The following is an 18,456-nucleotide window of genomic DNA, read 5'->3' on the forward strand; positions in this document are numbered from 1 at the left end:
CCTTCTAGAGACGCTCGATCAGGCCGGCTTCCTCCAGGGGATGCGGCCGGTACCGGCCCGGCTTCTCGCCGCAGAGCCGTGGGGTGGGCAGCAGCTTGCCGGGATTGCAGATGTGGTCCGGGTCGAACCCGGCCCGGACGCGGTCCATCACGGCCAGGTCGTCCTCGCCGAACATGGCGGGCATCGAGCAGGCCTTGTCGGTGCCGATGCCGTGCTCACCGGACAGTGAGCCGCCCATCTCGACGCACAGCTCGGCGATCTGCGAGGACAGGTGCTCGGCCCGCTCGGTCTGGCCCTCGGCGGCGGAGAACAGCACCAGCGGGTGCAGGTTGCCGTCCCCGGCGTGGAAGACGTTCGCGACCCGCAGTCCCGCGGCGACGCCCATCTCCTCGATCCGTTCCAGGACCTCGGCGAGCCGGGTCCGGGGGACGACGCCGTCCTGCACGATGTAGTCCGGCGAGATCCGGCCGACCGCGGCGAACGCCGCCTTGCGGCCGCGCCAGATGTTCGCCCGCTCCTCGGGCGAGCCCGCGACATGCAGCCGGGTGCAGCCGTGCCGGTCGCAGATCTCCTTGACCTGCGCGAACTGCTCCTCGCACTCCTCGACGGTGCCGTCGAGCTCGACGACCAGCGCGGCCGGGGTGTCCAGCGAGTAGCCGGCTCCGGTGGCGCCCTCGGCGGCCTCGATCGCCAGTGCGTCCATCATCTCCACCGCGGCCGGGACGATCCCGGCGGCGACGATGTCGGACACCACCTGCCCGCCCGCGGCGACCGACGGGAAGTCGGCCAGCAGCGTGCGCATGACCTCCGGGGTGCGCAGCAGCCGCACGGTCACGGCGGTGACGATGCCGAGGGTCCCCTCCGAGCCGAGGAACACTCCGCGCAGGTCGGGGCCCTGTTGCTCGGCGGAGTCGCCGCCCAGGGTGACCTGCGAGCCGTCCGGGAGCACGACCTCGATCGACAGCACGTGGTTGGTGGTGAAGCCGTACTTCAGGCAGTGCGCGCCGCCGGAGTTCTCCGCGACGTTGCCGCCGATCGTGCAGACCTGCTGCGACGACGGGTCGGGCGCGTAGTAGAGGCCGTACGGCGCGGCCGCCGCGGTGATCTCGGAGTTGGTGACGCCCGGCTCCAGCACGGCGCGCCGGTTGTCCGGATCGACCTCGAGCACCCGGTTGAGCCGGTTCAGCCCGATGACGACGCCGCGGGCCACCGGCAGCGCGCCGCCGGAGAGCCCGGTCCCGGCGCCGCGCGCGACGAACGGGATGCGGTGCCGCGCGCAGATCCGGACGCATCCGGCGACGTCGTCGGCGGTGCGGGGGAGCAGCACCAGCTCCGGGACGACCCGGCTGCTGGTCAGTCCGTCGCACTCGTAGGTGCGGGTACGGATCGGGTCGTCGATCACGTCGGCGGCGCCGAGCAGTGTCACGAACTCGCTGCGGATGCGCGGGTCCAGAGACGTCTCTGAAGCGGTCACTGTGCTCCCTCCGGCTGCGTGCCGAGCGTGGTCGGGCTCACGCGAGGGTACGTCGGTCGGAGACGCACCGCGTGCCGCGTCACTTTCATGATGCGGAAAAGATAGTCCACTGGTAGAAATGCAGCCAGTCCCAGGCACATGTAGAGAGGGTGGTCACAGATGGCCGACAGCTCCGGGCTGCAGGTCGATCCGCACCTGCGCGCGTTCGTCGAGGACGAGCTCCTGTCCGAGGTGGGTCTCACCGCCGAGTCGTTCTGGTCGACCCTGGCGCGGCTGCAGGAGCGCTTCGCGCCCAAGATCGCCGACGCGCTCGCCCGCCGGGACGACCTCCAGTCCCGCATCGACACCTGGCACCGGGAGAACGGTGCCGGCACGGTCGAGGACTACGAGGCGTTCCTGACCGAGCTGGGCTACCTGCTCCCGGACGCCTCGCCCGCGATCAGCGTGGACCGGGTCGACCCGGAGATCGCCGAGATCCCCGGCCCGCAGCTGGTCGTCCCGTCGACCGTGCCGCGCTACGCGCTGAACGCCGCGAACGCCCGCTGGGGCTCGCTGTTCGACGCCTTCTACGGCACCGACGCGCTCCCACAGCAGGGTGAGCTCGCCGCCGGGTACGACGAGCAGCGCGGCGCCCAGGTCATCGCCGCCGCCGACGAGCTGCTCGACGAGCTGTTCCCGCTGGCCCGTGGCAGCCACGCCGGGGTGAGCGCCTACCGCGCCGCCCCCGACGGGCTGGTCGCCGACACCGCGGACGGGCCGGTCGTGCTCGCCGATCCCGCGCAGTTCGCCGGGTACCGGGCCACCGACGCCGACGGTCGCGGCGCCGTGCTGCTCGCCCGCAACGGCCTGCACCTGGAGCTGAGCATCGACCCGACGGCCCGGGTCGGGCGCCAGCACCACGCCGGCGTCGCCGACGTCGTGCTGGAGTCGGCCGTCACCACCATCGTCGATCTCGAGGACTCGGTCGCGACCGTCGACGGCGAGGACAAGTCGGCCGCGTACCGCACCTGGCTGGGTCTGCTCACCGGCGACCTGGTCGCCGAGTTCGACAAGGGCGGCCGGACCGTCACCCGGCGGGTCAACCCGGACCGCGAGTACACCGCGCCGGACGGCTCGGCGCTGACCCTGCCCGGCCGCTCGCTGATGCTGGTCCGCAACTGCGGCCACCACATGACCACCAGCGCGGTGCTGACCGCGCAGGGCGACGAGATCGCCGAGGGTGTGCTGGACGCGCTCGTCTCCGCCGTCGCCGGGCTCTACGACCTGCAGCACAAGGGCCCGCACACCAACTCGCGGGCGGGCAGCGTCTACATCGTCAAGCCCAAGCAGCACGGTCCCGAGGAGGTCGCGCTGACCGTCGAGCTGTTCGCGGCGGTGGAGGAGGCGCTCGGGCTGAGCCCGAACACTCTCAAGATCGGCATCATGGACGAGGAGAAGCGGACCACCGTGAACCTCGGTGCCTGCATCGCCGAGGCGCGCGAGCGGGTCATCTTCGTCAACACCGGGTTCCTGGACCGGACCGGTGACGAGATCCACACCTGCTTCCAGGCCGGCCCGGTGCTGCCCAAGGGCGACATGAAGTCGACCACCTGGCTGCAGACCTACGAGGACCGCAACGTCGACGTCGCACTCGCCGCCGGGTTCTCGCACCGCGCCCAGGTCGGCAAGGGCATGTGGGCCAAGCCGGCCGCGATGGCCGAGATGATCGAGCAGAAGATCGGTCACCCGAAGGCCGGCGCGAACTGCGCCTGGGTGCCCTCGCCGACCGCCGCCACCCTGCACGCGCTGCACTACCTGCGGGTCGACGTGCACGAGGTGCAGTCCGGGATCACCGCGCGCCCGGTCGCACCGCGGCGGAAGCTGCTGGAGCTGCCGCTGGCCGACCCGGCGTCGCTGTCGGCCGACGCAGTCGCCCACGAGCTGGAGACGAACGCGCAGTCGATCCTCGGCTACGTCGTGCGCTGGGTGGGAATGGGCATCGGCTGTTCGACCGTTCCGGACCTGGCGGGCGTCGGGCTGATGGAGGACCGCGCCACGCTGCGGATCTCGGCCCAGCTGGTCGCCAACTGGTTGGCACACGGCATAGTGGACGAGAAGACCGTGCGGGAGACGTTCGCCCGGATGGCCGCGGTCGTCGACGAGCAGAACGCCGGCGAGCCGGGCTACCCCCCGATGGCCGAGGACCCGGCCGGCAGCGAGTCCTTCCAGGCCGCGCTGGAGCTGGTGCTCACCGGCGCGACCGAGCCGAACGGCTACACCGAGCGCACGCTGACCCGCTGGCGGCAGCGGGCCAAGAGCAACGCCTGATCGTTCCGCGTCATCGTCGGCGCCCCCGGACCCGAGGTCCGGGGGCGCCGACGCGTGTGAGGAGGAGAGTCCCCTGAACCGCCCCGCGCCCTGGGTGCGCCCCGCGGCCGTGCTGTTCGGCGTCGGTTACGGCGCCAACCAGTTCAGCCCGCTGATGGTGGCCTACCGCGAGCAGGGTCATTACTCGTCGACGGCGGTGGCCGCCTTCTTCGGGATCTACGTGCTCGGGCTGGTGCCCGGGCTGCTGCTGAGCGGTCCCGCATCCCAGCGGTGGGGCCGCCGCCGGGTGCTGCTCCCGGCAGCGGTGCTGGCGGTGCCCGCGTCGGTCGTGCTGGCGTTCGGCGGCGCCGCCGAGCCGCTGCTCTACGCCGGTCGGCTGCTGTTCGGTGTGAGCATGGGCGTCGCGATGGCGGTGGCCACGACCTGGGTGAAGGAGCTGTCCGCCGAGGGTGGGGCCCGCCGCGCCGCGCTGGCGATCACGCTCGGGTTCGGAGCGGGCCCGCTGGTCGGCGGGCTGCTCGCGCAGTACGCGCCGTGGCCGATGGAGCTGCCCTACGCGGTGCACGTGCTGATCATGGTCCCGGTGCTGGCCGGGCTGCTGCGCGCGCCCGAGACGGTTCGCCCCGGCGCGGGCGGACCGCTGTGGCGCGAGCTGCGGGTGCCCTCGGTGACCGATCCGCGCTTCGTCCGGCTGGTGCTGCCCGCGGCGCCGTGGGTGTTCGGCGCGGTCGCGCTGTCCTACGCCGTGCAGCCCGCGCTGCTGGCTCCCTCCTCCGGTGGGCACGGCCTGCTGGTGGCGACCGGTCTCACCACGGTCAGCCTGGCCGTCGGGTTCGCGGCGCAGTCGTTCGCCCGCACCGTCGAGCGCAAGTACGGGGAGCAGGCGACGACCCGCGCCGGGCTGGTGCTGGTGATCGGCGGGACGCTGGTGACCATGCTGGTGGCCGCGACCGCGTCGCTGCCTGCGGCGTTCGCCGCCGCGGCGCTGCTCGGTGCCGGATACGGGTTCGTGCTGCTGTCCGGGCTCCAGCAGGTGCAGCGGATCGCCGCACCCGGGGAGCTCGCCGGGCTGACCGCCGTCTTCTACTCCGTCACCTATCTCGGGTTCCTGCTGCCGGTGGCGCTGTCGGCGCTCTCGTGGGTGCCGGGCGGGTATCCGGTGCTGCTGCTGGGGGTGGCCCTGTTGCAGGCGCTGTGCCTGGGGCTGGTGTGGCGTGGTGCCGGGCGGCCTGCGCGGGAGCTGGTCGGGGTGTGAGGGTCCATGATCCGCGTCTCGGGAGTTCCGGTGCGCCGGAGCGGCACGAGCACTCCCGAAACGCGGATCATGGACGGCGGCGATGATGGCCCCGTGCTCGAACTGCGTGTCTGTGCCCTGGACCACCCGGACGCGGTGCGACTGAACGACGACATCCAGGCCTACTACCGTGAGGTCTACGGCGACGGCGACGTGACCGTCCTCGTCCCGGAACAGTTCAGCGCCCCGCGCGGCAGATATCTGATCGGCTACGACCCCGGCGGTGCTCCGGTCGCGACCGGAGCCTGGCGGCCGGTCGACGCCACCGACGAGGACCCGGTGCTCCGGGACGGCGACGCCGAGATCAAACGGATGTACGTCGTGCCCGCCGCGCGCGGATCCGGGCACGCCCGCACACTGCTCGCAGAGCTCGAACGCACCGCGGCGGACGCCGGGCGCCGGCGGATGATCCTGGAGACCGGAACCGCCCAACCCGATGCGATGTCGCTGTACCGGGCGTGCGGCTACCACCCGATCGGGAGGTTCGGCACATATCGGGACGATCACCATTCACGGTGTTTCGGCAAGCCCCTGCGGGAGTGAGCCCCGGTACGGTGGCGGGCGAAACGTCCGGTTGCTCCGATAGGATGACGGCGGCTCCGCTGCCGTGTCCTTGCCGGCCGCCGGCTCTCCGGTACCGGAGCCGCTCCCCGGCCCGACTGGGACGCGAGTGAACTGACCGCCCGTCCGAACGACCCCGTGACCCAGGAGGTGTCGGTGCTCGCCGTTGTGGCCGCCCATATCGTCCTGGCGTTGTGCCTCCCCGCACTCGCCCGGTACAACCGGCGGCTGGCCTTCGCGGCCGGTGCTGCCCTGCTCTCGGCCACACTCGTGTGGGCGATGTGGCAAGCCCCGGCCGCGCTCGGTACGGGGGTGACCGACGAGCTCGCCTGGGCGCCCGAGCTGGGCCTCTCGCTCAGCCTGCGGCTGGACGCGCTGGCACTGGCGATGATCGTGCTGGTGTCCGGTGTGGGCGCCCTGATCCTGATCTACGCGGCCTGGTATTTCGGCCCGCGCTCGACCGACGCCGCGCGATCGGCGGCGCTGCTGGTCACCTTCGCCGGGATGATGCTCGGCCTGGTGCTGGCCGACGACCTGCTGACCCTCTACGTGTTCTGGGAGCTGACGTCGCTGACGTCGTTCCTGCTCGTCGGGCAGGGCGGCCAGTACCGGGAGAACCGGCGTGCGGCGGTGCAGGCACTGCTCGTCACCGTCTTCGGCGGGCTCGCGATGCTGCTGGGCATCGTGCTGCTCGGCCAGCTCGCCGGGACCTACTCGATCCCGGAGATCACCGCGGCGGCGAACGCCGGGACCCTCGCCGCCGACCAGCCCGTCGCGCTCGGCTTCGCACTGGTGCTGATCCTGCTCGGGGCGCTGACCAAGTCCGCGCAGCTGCCGTTCCACCCGTGGCTGCCGTACGCGATGGCCGCCCCCACCCCGATCTCGGCCTACCTGCACGCCGCCTCGATGGTGAAGGCCGGCGTCGTGCTGGTCGCCCGGCTCGGGCCCGCCTTCTCGGGGTACGCGGTGTGGTGGGTACCGATCGTCGTGCTGGGCCTGGCGACGATGCTGCTCGGCGGCTGGCGCGCGTTGCGCCAGACAGACCTCAAGCGGCTGCTGGCCTTCGGCACGGTCAGCCAGCTCGGCTTCCTGATGGTCCTGTTCGGTGCGGGCTCGCGGGTCGCGGCGCTGGCCGGCATCACGATGCTGCTCGCGCACGGTCTGTTCAAGGCCCCGCTGTTCATGGTGGTCGGCGCGATCGACAAAGCCTGTGGCACGCGTGACCTGCGTGAGCTCTGCGGGCTGGGCCGACGGCGCCGCGGGCTCGCGGTGCTCGGGGGGCTGGCCGGCCTGTCGATGGCGGGCCTGCCGCCGACGCTCGGGTTCGTCGGCAAGGAGGCCGCCTACGAGGCGTTCGTGCTGGAGGGCGGGATACGCGGCTGGATCGTCGCGATCGGCCTGCTGACCGGCTCGCTGCTGACCGTCGCCTACACCGCGCGCTTCCTGTGGGGCGCGTTCGCGACCAAGGGCCTGCAGCCCACCGGCGGGGACCCGGTCCCGCTCGGCCTGTCCGGGCCGGCCTGGCTGTGCGCGCTCACCGGGCTCGCCGCCGGAATCGCCGCACCCGCGGTCCAGCAGCTGGCGGCCGCCTACGCCCGTCCGCTGCCCTCGCTCGGCGACGCCTACGCCACGCAGTACGAGCTCGCACTGTGGCACGGCTTCGGCGTCGCGCTGCTGTTCTCCGCGATCGCCGTGGCAGGCGGTCTGCTGCTGCACCGGTACGGCTCGGCGCTGACCGAGCGGGTGGTGCTGCACGGGCTCTCCGCGCAGCGCGGCTACGAGTCGGTGGTGACCGGCATGGAGCGTGCCGCGATCACCGTCACCGGCCGCCTGCAGATCGGTTCGCTCCCGGTCTACCTGGGCTTCATCCTGGTCACCCTGATCGCGCTGCCGGCCCCCGCGCTGGTGATGGGCGGGGTGCTGCCGCAGGACCAGAGCGCCTACCACTCGATCATGCAGGTCCCGGTCGGGCTGATGGTGATCGTCGCGGCGATCGCGCTGTGCCGGGCCCGCCGCCGCTTCACCGCGGTGCTGCTGGTCGGCGCGGTGGGCTACGGCATCGGTGGGCTGTTCGTCATCGACGGCGCCCCGGACCTCGCGCTCGCCCAGTTCCTGGTGGAGACGCTCACCCTGGTCGCGTTCGTGTTCGTGCTCCGGCGGCTGCCCGCGCACTTCGACGAGCCGGACACCGAGCGCCGGGTGCGGTTGCCGAAGGCGATCGTGGCGTCGGTCGGCGGTGTCCTGGTCGCCGGGCTGGCCGTGATCTTCTCCGGCGCCCGGGTGCAGCCGCCCGCGACCACCGCCGACTTCGTCGCGTCGGCGCCGGAGGCGGGTGCCACCAACCTGATCAGTGCGATCCTGGTCGACTTCCGCGCGCTGGACACCATCGGCGAGATCACGATCCTGCTGATCTGTGCCGCCGGGACGGCCAGCCTGGTGCTGGCCACCCGCTACGACAAGAGGAAGGGCGGCCAGGTCGTGACGAGCGGGTCCGGGTCTCCGAAGCACGAGCAGGAGGTGATGGGATGACCACCTCACGTGAGGCATCGGCGCTCCCGGCGACGGAACCCGCCGGCTCGGCACCGGTCGGCGACGAGTCCTGGGCCCGCTGGGACGAGCCCACCGGCCAGTGGATGCTGCCCGGCCACTGCCCGGACACCCGCGAGCGGACCCTGGTGCTGGAGGCGGCCGCCCGGCTGCTGTTCCCCACCGTCCTGGTGTTCTCGGTGTTCCTGCTGTTCGAGGGCCACTACGGCCCCGGCGGCGGGTTCTCCGGCGGCCTGGTCGCGGGGCTCGCCTTCGTGCTCCGGCACATCGCCGGCGGCGACGACAACCTGGGATCGAAGTTCCGGATCCGGCCGCCGGTCGTGGTCGGGACCGGCCTGACGATCGCCGTGCTCACCGGGCTCGCGCCGGTGCTCTGGGGCGGCGCCGTACTGGAGTCCACCAAGTGGACGATCACCTTCGGCGACTTCGGCTACCTCGACATCGTCACCAGCCTGCTGCTCGACGTCGGCGTGTACCTGCTCATCATCGGCGTGGTGCTGGACCTGCTCCGCTCGCTCGGCTCCGGCATCGCCCGGGACGCCCGCGAGGCCGGCGAGGACCCGCCGGGTCGCGATCTCGGCGGTGACCGATGAACATGACCATCAACCTGAGCATGGCGCTGGTGCTCGCCGTGCTCTACTCGGTCGGTTTCTACCTGCTCATGCAGCGGTCCCTGATGCGGATCCTGATCGGCATCGTGGTCGTCGGGCACGGCGCCAACCTGTTGCTGCAGCTGGCGGGCGGGCCGCCCGGGCGGGCCCCGATCCTGGACGCCGTCGGCCTCGACGAGATCAGCGACCCGCTTCCGCAGGCCCTCGCACTGACCGCCATCGTGATCACCTTCGCGCTGACCACCTATCTGCTCGCCCTCGGCTACCGGTCGTGGGTGCTGGTCGGTCACGACGAGGTCCAGGACGACGTCGAGGACCGCCGGATCGCGGCCCGTCAGAAGCCGGACGGCGCCATGGAGGAGGGCACCGCGGCGGAGACCGAGAGCTCCCCGGAGGACACCGCCGACTCGCACGAGCTCGAGGAGGGCCGCAAGTGACCCTGCTCCAGGCACTGGTCGCGTTCCCGGTGCTGCTCCCCATGCTGGGAGCCGCCGCCAGCGTGATCGTCGGACGCCATGCCTCGCTGCAGCGGGTGATCGGCGTGGTGACCCTCGCCATCGTCTGCGTCGTCGCGGGGATCCTGCTGGTGGCCGCGGACCGCAACGGCCCGGTCGTCGCCGAGCTCGGTGGCTGGCCGGCGCCGATGGGCATCGCGCTGGTCGCGGACCGGATGTCGGCGCTGCTGCTGCTGATCTCGTCGCTGGTCACCCTCGCGGTGCTGGTGTACGCGATCGACCAGCGGATCTCCGACTACGGCCGGGAGACGGCCAGCACGACCTTCCACCCGATCTTCCTGCTGCTCTCGACGGGTGTCTCGCTGGCCTATCTGACCGGCGACCTGTTCACCCTGTTCGTCGCGTTCGAGATCATGCTGGCGTCGTCGTACGTGCTGATCACGCGGCGGACCTCGGCGTCCCGGATCCGGTCCGGGATGACCTACGTGATCGTCTCGCTGACGTCGTCGTTGCTGTTCCTGACCGCGGTCGGGTTCGTCTACGCCGCGACCGGCACGGTCAACCTGGCCGATCTCGCCGGCCGGATGGAGCTGCTGCCCGACGGGCTGCAGACGGTGCTGGCGCTGGTGCTGGTCGTCGTGTTCGGGATCAAGGCGGCGATCGTGCCGCTGCACTTCTGGCTGCCCGACAGCTACCCGAACGCGCCCGCCCCGGTCACCGCGCTGTTCGCCGGGCTGCTGACCAAGGTCGGCATCTACGCCCTGCTGCGCACCCAGACGCTGGTGTTCCCGCAGGACGACCCGTCGATGCTGCTGCTGGTCATCGCGGCCATGACGATGGTGGTCGGCGCGCTCGGCGCCATCGCGCAGGACGACCTGAACCGGCTGCTGTCGTTCCTACTGGTCAGCCACATCGGTTTCATGCTGTTCGGGATGGCGGTCTGGACGCCGGAGGGGATCGCCGGTACCGCGTTGTACGTGGTCCACCACATCACCGTCCAGGCGACGTTGTTCCTGGTCAGTGGTCTGATCACCCGGCGGACCGGGACGGTGTCGATCAGTCAGATGGGCGGGCTCGCGCAGACCGCGCCGCATCTGGCGGTGCTGTTCGCCATCCCGGCGATCACGCTGGCCGGGTTGCCGCCGACGTCGGGCTTCGTCGCGAAGCTGGCGTTGCTGCAGGCCGGCGCCGGTGGCGGGCTGGCCAGCGAGATCGTCGCCGCCTTCGTCGTGGTCGCCAGCCTGCTGACGCTGTACGCGGTCGCCCGGGTCTGGGTCCGGGTGTTCTGGGGGACGCCGAAGGAGCCGCTGGTCGACAACGACCCGAACGACGAGCTCGTCGTCGGGACCGCGCGCAGCGCCCGCGGGATGTACGTCGGTGCGTCCTCGCTGGTCGTGGTCAGCATCGTGATCGCGCTGTTCGCGGGCCCGCTGTCCGGGATCACCGCGCGGGCCGGTGAGGACCTGTACGGCCGCGACACCTACCGCAGCGCCGTGCTGGAGCCGGTCGCGGTGATCCCGGCCGGTGACACAGGGGCCGGTGCCGAGGACGCCGGTGACACAGGGGCCGGTGCCGCGGACGCCGGCGCCGCGGACGCTGGGACGGACGACGGTGCCGGTGGCACGGCGCTCGCCGAGCTTCCCGGCGCGGGCACGGAGGTGACCCCGTGAGCGGCGACGGCACGACGTCCGGCGGACGCGCCGGAGACGAGACGCCTCGGGACACCGGTGCGGCGGATGCGCTGGTCGGGCCGGAGGCCGTCGAGGCCGAGCTGGGAGTGACGGTGGCCGAGACCGACACGGAACCACCCGGCAACACGACGACGGGAGCAGCCACGAACGGGGCGACCACCACCGACGGAGCGGACGCCGGGGGAGTGGCCACCGACGGAGCGACTACCGACGGAGCGACTACCGACGGAGCGACTACCGACGGAGTGGCCACCGACGGAGCGACTACCGACGGAGCTGCCACCGACGGAGTGGCCACTGCGCGAGCGGCCACCGGCGGAGTCGCTACCGGCCGAGCGGCCACTGCTGGAGCGGCTACCGGCGGATCGGGCGCCGACGGAGCGGCCACCGGCGGAACGGGCGTCGATGGCGCGACCGGCAGCGCCGGGAACGGCGAGGTGGACGCACCGGGCGGAGCCGCGGAGGCCGGCCGGGAGCGGGCGGCGTCGGAGGCCGAGACCGGCCAGGACACCGACGGCCGCACCCCGGCCTCGGTCCCCCCGCCGGTGCCCGACACGACGTCCGAGCCGATGGCCGGGACGGCGCGACCGGGCAACTGGCGCCGCCGGATCCCGCAGGTACTCGCACTCGCACTGGTGTGGGTGCTGCTGTGGGGCAGCCTGACGCCGATGGCGATCATCGGGGGCCTGATCGTGGGCCTGCTGGTGACGGTGATCTTCCCGCTGCCGGTGCTGCCGGAGCGGCTGCCGATCCGCCCGCTGAAACTGCTGCGGCTGATCGGGTTCCTGATCCGGGACCTGGTCGTCTCCGGTGTCCGGGTCAGCTCGGTGACGCTGCTGCACGGACCCCGTGCCCGGTCCGGGATCATCGGGCTGCCGCTGTGCAGCAGCTCCGACCGCACCACGACGACGATCGTCGCGGCCTGCGCGCTCACCCCGGGCAGCTTCACCCTGCAGATCGACCGCCGCCGCCGGCGCTGGTACGTCTACGCGCTCGGCCTGCACCGGCCGGGCTCGGTGGAGCGGGTCTGCAGCGACATGATGCTGCTGCAGATGCGCGTGATCGACGCCGTCGGCAGCGACCAGGACGTGCAGCGCTGCCGGACGGCGATGGAGGCCGTGACCGCAGGCCGTGAGCCGGGGAGGGGACCGGAGTGACCGTCGTCTACGCACTGGTCCTCGCCATGCTGACCATCGCGGCGATGCTGACGCTGTGGCGGCTGCTGCAGGGCCCGACCACCCTGGACCGGATCGCGGCCCTGGACGTGTTCGTCGTGCTCATCGTGGCCGCCGCCGCGGTGTACGCCGCGATCTACTCGGACGGATCGAACATCCCGCTGCTCGCCGCCGTGGCGCTGATCGCGCTGGTCGGCTCGGTGACCGCGGCCCGGCTCGTCGAACGATGGGAGCGACACCGGTGATCGGCGACGTCGACGTGTCCGCCGTGCTGTCGGCCGTGCTGATGCTGGCCGGCGGCCTGTCCTGCCTGTTCGGGGCGCTCGGCCTGGTCCGGCTGCCGGACCTGCCCGCACGGCTGCAGGCGACGACCAAGCCGCAGACGCTGGGATTGCTGCTGATCCTGCTCGGCGTCGCGGTGCAGCTGGAGTTCGAGAACTCCTCCACACTGGTGCTCGTCGTGCTGTTCCAGGTGCTCACCGCACCGGTGATCTCCCAGGTGGTCGGCCGCTCGGCGTACCGCAGCGGCGCGATCGACCGGGACTCGCTGGTGGTGGACGACCTGGGCGAGCAGATGGACGCCGACGCCCGCGCGATGCGGACCTCGGCGCCCGCTCAGCAGTCCCGGTCGTCCGCAGCCGACGGCGAGCCGGTCTCGGAGGCTGGCGGCGCGTCCTCACGCAGTGTCGACGGCGTCGACGGAACGTCCGACCGGTAGGCCGCGTGCCCGATCGCGAAGCTCGCGATCGGGATCGTGAACAGCTGCAGCGCCACCGCCACGCCGAGCGTGATCAGCACGTCGGGCTCGGGCACCAGCACGGCGACGCCGACGAGCAACGCCACGATGCCCAGCCCGGCGGCCTTGGTGACGGCGTTCGTGCGGTTGTAGATGTCGGGCAGCCGCAGCATCCCGATCGCCCCGGAGGCGATCAGCAGCACTCCGAGGGCGACGATCGTCCCACCGATCGCGTTCTGCACCGGGCCGCCGGTGAGCACGTCCGGCGCGCTCACGAGCTCGCCCAGACCAGCCGGGCCACCGCGACCGTGGTCAGGAACCCGACCAGGGTCGCGACGACGACGAGATCGAGCATCGCGGTCGACCCGAGCCGCAGCGCGAGCAGCGCGACGAGCCCGACGACGACCACGAAGCCGTAGTCCACGGCGAGGCCCCGGTCGGCGTCGGTCGGGCCGCGCAGGACGCGGTACACCGCGACGAGCAGGCTCAGCCCGAGTACACCGAGCCCGGCGTCGAGCAGCAGGGTGGCGGTCACGCGTCGTCCTCCTCGGGGGCGGGCCGGCGCAGGAAGGCGAGCAGCCGGTCCTCCATCTCCTGCACGCTGGCGCGGAGCTGCTCCGGGTCGGTCGCGTGCATGCCGTGCACGATCAGCTCCGGACTGCGCGAGCCGGTGGTCAGATTCAGCGCCAGGGTGCCCGGGGTCAGGCTGATCAGGCTCATGATCGAGGCGATCTCGACCATGCTGCGGGACCGCAGCCGGACCCGGACGATCGCCGGGTCGATGGTGTGTCCCGGGGTGAGTACCTCGCGGAGCACGACCGCGTTGGCCCGGAAGAACTCCCCGGTGAACCAGACCAGGAAGTGCGCCGCGGCCGCCGGCCTGCCGCCGCCGGGGGCGCGCGTGCGGCCGGTCACGGGGCACCCACCGCCCCGGCGTAGCCGGTGGTGTCGACGAGCCCGTTCGCGGCGGCCGTCGACACTGCGAGCAGCGGTTCGGCGGCCAGGCCGAGCAGCAGGCTCAGCCCGCCCAGCACCAGCGCGGGTGCCGCGGCGCGGACCGGGACCCGCAGCGCGACGACCGTGCCGGCACCGCCCGCCGGTTCGGGGGCCGGCGCGTCGCCGCCCCAGAACACGCCGTTCCAGATCTTGAGCATGGAGAGCAGGGTGAACACGCTGACTCCGATCGCGACGAGTGCGGCGGCGACCAGCCGTGCGTCCACGGCGCCGAGGACCAGTGCGAGCTTCCCGACGAACCCGGACAGCGGGGGGATCCCGGCCAGCGACAGCGCCGAGACGGCGAAGGCCACCGCGGCCACCGGGCTGTGTGCGGCGAGTCCGCCGAGCCGGCTGAGTTCGCCGGTGCCGACGTGCCGTTCGACCGCACCGGCGACCATCAGCAGCGCTGCCTTGACCAGCACGTACTGCACCATGAAGTAGATCGCGGCGGCCAGCCCGACCGGGGTGAAGATCGCCAGCCCGAGCACGATGTAGCCGAGCTGGCTGACCATGTGGAAGGTCAGGATCTGGCGGATCCCGCCGGCGCCGACCGCGGCGAGCACGCCGACGACCATGGTGAGCAGTGCGGCCACCAGGATCACGGGCAGGAACCGCGGGTCCCCGTCGTAGACGACGGCGTAGATCCGGAACAGCGCGTAGACACCGACCTTCGTGAGCAGGCCGGAGAACAGCACGGTGACCGCGGCCGGGGCGACCGAGTACGCCCGCGGCAGCCAGTTGTGCAGCGGCACCAGCGCCGCCTTCACCGACAGCGCGAGCAGGACGACCGCGGTCGCGGCGGCCACCCGCGGATCGCTGACGGCGGCACCGGCGAGGTCACCGAGCTGCACGGTGCCCGCGACGCCGTAGACCAGGCCCAGCCCGGCCAGGAACACGGTGGAGGCGAGCAGATTCACCGTCAGATACAGCCGCGCGGCGGCGACCCGCTCCGGATTGCGGCCGGTCGCGATCAGCACGTAGCTGGGGACCAGCATGACCTCGATGAACACGAACAGGTTGAACAGGTCCGCGGTCAGGTAGGCGCCGTTCACCCCGGCCAGCAGCAGCATCGTCTGGGGGAGGAACGCGCGGGTGCGATCGCTGGCCTCGAGACCGCCCGGCCCGCCGCCGTCGAGCGCGGCGAACGCCAGGCATGCGAGCCCCAGCACCCCGGTGACCAGGAGCATCACCGCACCGAAGGCGTCGGCGGCGAGCGGGATCGCGATGCCGTCGGGCCAGCCGCCGAGCCGCTGCACGACCACGGTGCCGTCGGCGGTGACGGCGAGCAGGTACCCGGCGACGGCGGTGCACGCGGCGACCGCGGTGAACGCGACCGCGCGACGCGCGAGCACCGGCAGCCGGACCGCGAGGAGGATCAGCAGCCCGCCGGCGAACAGTGGGATCGCGATCGGCGCGATGACGAGTGCCTCGAGCCCGGTCACGGTCGATCACCCCCTGCGGAGTCGCCGGCCTTGAGCAGGGCGAGCAGATAGACCGTGATCGCGAAGGCGATCACGATGGCGGTCAGCACGAAGGCCTGCGGCAACGGGTCCGCCATGGCCGCCCGATCCTGCTGGCCGAGCAGCGGCGGCTGCCGGTGGTACATCCCGCCCGCCGAGATGATCAGGACGTTGACCCCGTGGCCGAGCAGGATGAACCCGAGGACCACGCGCAGCAGCTCACGCTGCAGGATCAGGAAGACGCCCCCGGCGACGAGCACCGTGACGATGATCGCGGCGGTCACCGGTCGGTCACCTCCGGCGTGGTCCGGTGCCGGCGGGAGAGCACCGGCCCGACCCGCGTCCGGCCGCCGATCCGGTCGACCGCGGCCACCATCAGCCCCACCACCATCAGATAGATCCCCAGGTCGAAGACGAACGACGACAGCAGCACCTCGCCGGGCAGGTACACCGGCGCCAGGAACGGCAGCCCGAGCGGGTAGACCGCGAGCCCGGTCAACAGGCTGAGCAGCAGCCCGCTGCCGACGAGCGGTTCCGGGCGCAGCCGCATCGCCCAGGCGTCGCCGCGGTGCGCGAGCCGCAGGAACAGCACCGCGACCCCGCCGACCAGCGACGAGATGAACCCGCCGCCCGGCTCGTCGTGCCCGCGCCACAGCAGGAACAGCGACAGCGCGAGCATCACCGGGAACAGCACCCGGCTCCCGACCCGCATCACGATGGTGTCGGCCGGCCCGTCGCGGGCGAACAGCCGCGGCGGCGCCGCGTCCCCGCCGGTGTCCCCGCCGCTGCTGCCCCCGCTGTCCCCACTGCTGTCGGCACTGCTGTCGGCGCTGTGGCCGGCGCTGTGGTCGGCGCTGCCGCGGTCGTCGTCGCTGGTGCGCCGGAGCAGGACGAGCAGCCCCAGCGCGGCGGCGCCGACGACGACGGCCTCGCCGAAGGTGTCCATCCCGCGGAAGTCGACGAGGATCGTGTTGACGACGTTCGTGCCGCCGGTGGCCTCCTGCGCGGTGTCCAGGAAGTACCCGCCGACCTCGGACGGCGGACGGCGTCCGGTCAGCACGAAGGTGGCCGCGCCGAGCGAGAGCCCGGCGGCGAGCGCGGTGAGCGCCGCTGGGCCCGCGCGCAGCCGCGCAGGCCGCTGCAGCCCCTCCCGGCGCCCGCGCAGCACCAGCACCGCCACCACGGTGGTCAGCACCTCGACCAGCAGCAGGGTCAGCGCGACGTCCGGTGCGCCGGCGAGCAGCAGCCACAGCGCCGTCGCCAGCCCGGCGAACCCGGTCAGCGCCAGCGCGGCCAGCACCGAGCTGGTGACGGCGGCACCGGCCACGGTTGCCAGGACCAGCACGACGACCAGCCAGTCCAGGCCCTGCACGGCGGGCCCGGGATAACCGGGCAGCGCCGGGAGCCCGATCCCGGCGACGACGGCGAGCACCGGCAGCAGCAGCACCGGGCGGGCCAGCACGGCGGCCGGTGCAGGATCGACGTCGGGCCGGCCGACCAGCCCACCGAACTCGATCAGTCGGGCCCGGATCCGGTCGTACACCGCGGAGCCGTCGGGCACCCACATCCGTTGCAGCAGCGCGTCCACCCGGTCCCGCCAGTGGAACAGCGCGTAGCCGGCCGCGAACGTCACCAGTGACAGCACCAGCGCCGTGTTCACGCCGTGCCACAGCGCGAACGTCGCCGGCTCGGCGCCGGGGTAGAGATCGGTGGTGGCGCGGTCGGTGAGCGGGTTCAGCACACCGACGCCGAGCCCGAGCGCCAGCCCGAGTGCCGCGGCCACCGCGGCCGGGGCGAGGAACGCCTTCGGCGGCTCGTACAGGTCGGGCTGGGTCAGCGTGCCGCCGAACGCGCCGTAGACGATCCGGGCGCTGTAGGCGAACGTCAGCGCGGAGGCGATCACGGCCGTCACCGCGGCGATCGGCCCGGCGCCCGGCGCGAAGTCGGCCTCCAGGAAGCCCTCGTAGAGCGTCTCCTTGGAGACGAACCCGATCAGCGGTGGGACGCCGGCCATCGACAGCGCCGCGATACCGGTGAGCGTCGCGGTGATCGGCATGACCGTCCGCAGCCCGCCGAGCTCACGGACGTCGCGGCTGCCCGCCTCCTTGTCGATGATCCCGACCAGCATGAACAGGGTCGCCTTGAAGAGTGCGTGCGCGAAGGTGTGCAGCACCGCCGCGGACAGCGCGTAGGAGGTACCGACGCCGATCGCCGCCGTCAGCAGGCCGAGCTGGCTGACCGTGGACTGGGCGAGGATCGCCTTCAGGTCGTGCTCGCGCAGCGCCAGCACCGCCCCGACCACGGCGGTCAGCAGACCGAGCGGGACGAGCACCATCGACCACGCCGTCGTCGGGACGTAGACCGGGGAGAACCGCATCAGCAGGTAGATGCCGGCCTTCACCATCGTCGCGGCGTGCAGGTAGGCGCTGATCGGGGTCATCGCGACCATCGCGCCGGGCAGCCAGAACGTGAACGGCAGCTGGGCGGACTTGGTCGCCGCGGCCAGGATCAGCAGGGCGGCGGCCGGTATCGCGAGCGGGCTGGCGAGCACCGTCTCGGGGTTCCCGACGATCACACCGAGATCGGTCGTCCCGGCCGCCACGCCGATCATCACGACCGCGCCGAGCAGCGCGAAGCCGCCCAGCGCCGTGACCACCAGCGCCCGGCCGGCCGGCAGCGCCGCCCGCGGCCCGGCGGTGTTGATCAGCAGGAACGACAGGACGGTGGTGATCTCCCAGAACACGTAGAGCAGCACCAGGTCGTTCGCGGTGACCAGGCCGATCATCGCGGCGGCGAAGCCGGTGAGCAGCCCGTAGACCGTCCCGGCCGGATAGTCGTCGCCCATGTAGCGCGCGCTGTAGGCCATGACGAGCGCGCCGACACCCAGCACGATCGTCACGAACAGCAGTGACAGGCCGTCCATCCGCACGCCGAAGGCGACACCGAGGGTGGGCATCCAGTCGTAGGACGCGGTGAGCACCTCGCCGTCGACGATCGCGCCGGCCGAGGTGTTGGCGTACACCCCGAGGGCGGCGAGGCCCGCCGCCAGCGGGTAGCCCGCGTTGCGGCCGAACAGGCGCGTGAGCAGCGGGGCGGTCAGTGCCAGCAGGACCGAACCGCCGAGGACGATCAGCGGGAGCACCGGGCGA

The 18,456-nt window shown here is 72.5% G+C and carries 17 protein-coding genes; 10 read left to right on the forward strand and 7 right to left on the reverse strand.

Annotated elements, in window-relative coordinates; genetic code table 11:
• Positions 1–4: 4 nt before the first annotated feature.
• Positions 5–1,453 carry an FAD-binding oxidoreductase gene (locus Pdca_RS08995; RefSeq protein WP_085915707.1) on the reverse strand — a complete coding sequence of 483 codons (1,449 nt, stop codon included), beginning with the start codon at positions 1,451–1,453 and terminating at the stop codon, positions 5–7.
• Between the two features lie 180 nt (positions 1,454–1,633).
• On the opposite strand from Pdca_RS08995, the gene Pdca_RS09000 reads away from it, so the two are divergent.
• The 10 genes from Pdca_RS09000 to mnhG (Pdca_RS09045) all read left to right on the forward strand — a co-directional run bounded on the left by Pdca_RS09000 (position 1,634) and on the right by mnhG (Pdca_RS09045) (position 12,833).
• Positions 1,634–3,781, forward strand: coding sequence for a malate synthase G (locus tag Pdca_RS09000; RefSeq protein ID WP_085915687.1), 2,148 nt, complete (start codon positions 1,634–1,636; stop codon positions 3,779–3,781).
• 94 nt (positions 3,782–3,875) lie between these two features.
• Positions 3,876–5,036, forward strand: coding sequence for an MFS transporter (locus Pdca_RS09005; RefSeq protein ID WP_085915688.1), 1,161 nt, complete (start codon positions 3,876–3,878; stop codon positions 5,034–5,036).
• A gap of 93 nt (positions 5,037–5,129) precedes the next feature.
• Complete coding sequence (locus Pdca_RS09010) at positions 5,130–5,618, forward strand: GNAT family N-acetyltransferase (protein ID WP_232021480.1); 489 nt, start codon at positions 5,130–5,132, stop codon at positions 5,616–5,618.
• Between the two features lie 156 nt (positions 5,619–5,774).
• Positions 5,775–8,165: a hydrogen gas-evolving membrane-bound hydrogenase subunit E gene (gene mbhE, locus Pdca_RS09015; protein WP_232021481.1), complete on the forward strand. Its 2,391-nt coding sequence runs from the start codon at positions 5,775–5,777 to the stop codon at positions 8,163–8,165.
• Positions 8,162–8,776 (forward strand): MnhB domain-containing protein, encoded by a 615-nt coding sequence (locus tag Pdca_RS09020; protein ID WP_085915690.1) that lies wholly within the window; start codon positions 8,162–8,164, stop codon positions 8,774–8,776. Before mbhE (Pdca_RS09015) ends, Pdca_RS09020 begins: the two co-directional genes overlap by 4 nt.
• 2 nt (positions 8,777–8,778) lie before the next feature.
• Positions 8,779–9,231 carry a Na(+)/H(+) antiporter subunit C gene (locus Pdca_RS09025; protein ID WP_085915691.1) on the forward strand — a complete coding sequence of 151 codons (453 nt, stop codon included), beginning with the start codon at positions 8,779–8,781 and terminating at the stop codon, positions 9,229–9,231.
• Positions 9,228–10,919, forward strand: coding sequence for a Na+/H+ antiporter subunit D (locus Pdca_RS09030; protein ID WP_269462850.1), 1,692 nt, complete (start codon positions 9,228–9,230; stop codon positions 10,917–10,919). Before Pdca_RS09025 ends, Pdca_RS09030 begins: the two co-directional genes overlap by 4 nt.
• Complete coding sequence (locus Pdca_RS09035; RefSeq protein WP_085915692.1) at positions 10,916–12,097, forward strand: Na+/H+ antiporter subunit E; 1,182 nt, start codon at positions 10,916–10,918, stop codon at positions 12,095–12,097. The genes Pdca_RS09030 and Pdca_RS09035 overlap by 4 nt, the downstream gene beginning before the upstream one ends.
• Positions 12,094–12,360, forward strand: a complete 267-nt coding sequence (locus tag Pdca_RS09040) for an MrpF/PhaF family protein (RefSeq protein WP_085915693.1) — start codon at positions 12,094–12,096, stop codon at positions 12,358–12,360. Before Pdca_RS09035 ends, Pdca_RS09040 begins: the two co-directional genes overlap by 4 nt.
• Positions 12,342–12,833 carry a monovalent cation/H(+) antiporter subunit G gene (gene mnhG / locus Pdca_RS09045; protein WP_085915694.1) on the forward strand — a complete coding sequence of 164 codons (492 nt, stop codon included), beginning with the start codon at positions 12,342–12,344 and terminating at the stop codon, positions 12,831–12,833. The genes Pdca_RS09040 and mnhG (Pdca_RS09045) overlap by 19 nt, the downstream gene beginning before the upstream one ends.
• Here the strand turns inward: mnhG (Pdca_RS09045) and mnhG (Pdca_RS09050) are convergent.
• Genes mnhG (Pdca_RS09050) through mbhE (Pdca_RS09075) form a run of 6 tightly spaced genes read right to left on the reverse strand, consistent with a single transcriptional unit; the run spans position 12,731 to position 18,449 of the window.
• A complete protein-coding gene (gene mnhG / locus Pdca_RS09050; protein ID WP_197719957.1) occupies positions 12,731–13,126 on the reverse strand; it encodes a monovalent cation/H(+) antiporter subunit G in 396 nt (131 codons plus the stop codon). The genes mnhG (Pdca_RS09045) and mnhG (Pdca_RS09050) overlap by 103 nt on opposite strands.
• Positions 13,123–13,386 (reverse strand): MrpF/PhaF family protein, encoded by a 264-nt coding sequence (locus Pdca_RS09055; RefSeq protein WP_232021482.1) that lies wholly within the window; start codon positions 13,384–13,386, stop codon positions 13,123–13,125. The genes mnhG (Pdca_RS09050) and Pdca_RS09055 overlap by 4 nt, the downstream gene beginning before the upstream one ends.
• Positions 13,383–13,766, reverse strand: a complete 384-nt coding sequence (locus Pdca_RS09060) for a Na+/H+ antiporter subunit E (protein WP_085915695.1) — start codon at positions 13,764–13,766, stop codon at positions 13,383–13,385. Before Pdca_RS09060 ends, Pdca_RS09055 begins: the two co-directional genes overlap by 4 nt.
• A complete protein-coding gene (locus Pdca_RS09065; RefSeq protein ID WP_085915696.1) occupies positions 13,763–15,289 on the reverse strand; it encodes a monovalent cation/H+ antiporter subunit D family protein in 1,527 nt (508 codons plus the stop codon). The genes Pdca_RS09060 and Pdca_RS09065 overlap by 4 nt, the downstream gene beginning before the upstream one ends.
• On the reverse strand, positions 15,286–15,591 hold the full coding sequence (locus Pdca_RS09070) for a sodium:proton antiporter (protein ID WP_085915697.1): 306 nt from the start codon (positions 15,589–15,591) through the stop codon (positions 15,286–15,288). Before Pdca_RS09070 ends, Pdca_RS09065 begins: the two co-directional genes overlap by 4 nt.
• Positions 15,588–18,449, reverse strand: a complete 2,862-nt coding sequence (gene mbhE, locus Pdca_RS09075; protein WP_085915698.1) for a hydrogen gas-evolving membrane-bound hydrogenase subunit E — start codon at positions 18,447–18,449, stop codon at positions 15,588–15,590. The genes Pdca_RS09070 and mbhE (Pdca_RS09075) overlap by 4 nt, the downstream gene beginning before the upstream one ends.
• Between the last annotated feature and the right edge of the window lie 7 nt (positions 18,450–18,456).

This window comes from Pseudonocardia autotrophica, from assembly GCF_003945385.1.
In the GTDB taxonomy this organism is placed as follows: Bacteria; Actinomycetota; Actinomycetes; order Mycobacteriales; family Pseudonocardiaceae; genus Pseudonocardia; species Pseudonocardia autotrophica.

Excerpts from the sequence above, each read along its gene's own strand:
- Pdca_RS09000 (WP_085915687.1), top strand. The coding sequence starts at position 1,634 with ATGGCCGACAGCTCCGGGCTGCAGGTCGATCCGCACCTGCGCGCGTTC.
- Pdca_RS09020 (WP_085915690.1), top strand. The coding sequence starts at position 8,162 with ATGACCACCTCACGTGAGGCATCGGCGCTCCCGGCGACGGAACCCGCC.
- Pdca_RS09025 (WP_085915691.1), top strand. The coding sequence starts at position 8,779 with ATGACCATCAACCTGAGCATGGCGCTGGTGCTCGCCGTGCTCTACTCG.
- mnhG (WP_085915694.1), top strand. The coding sequence starts at position 12,342 with ATGGGAGCGACACCGGTGATCGGCGACGTCGACGTGTCCGCCGTGCTG.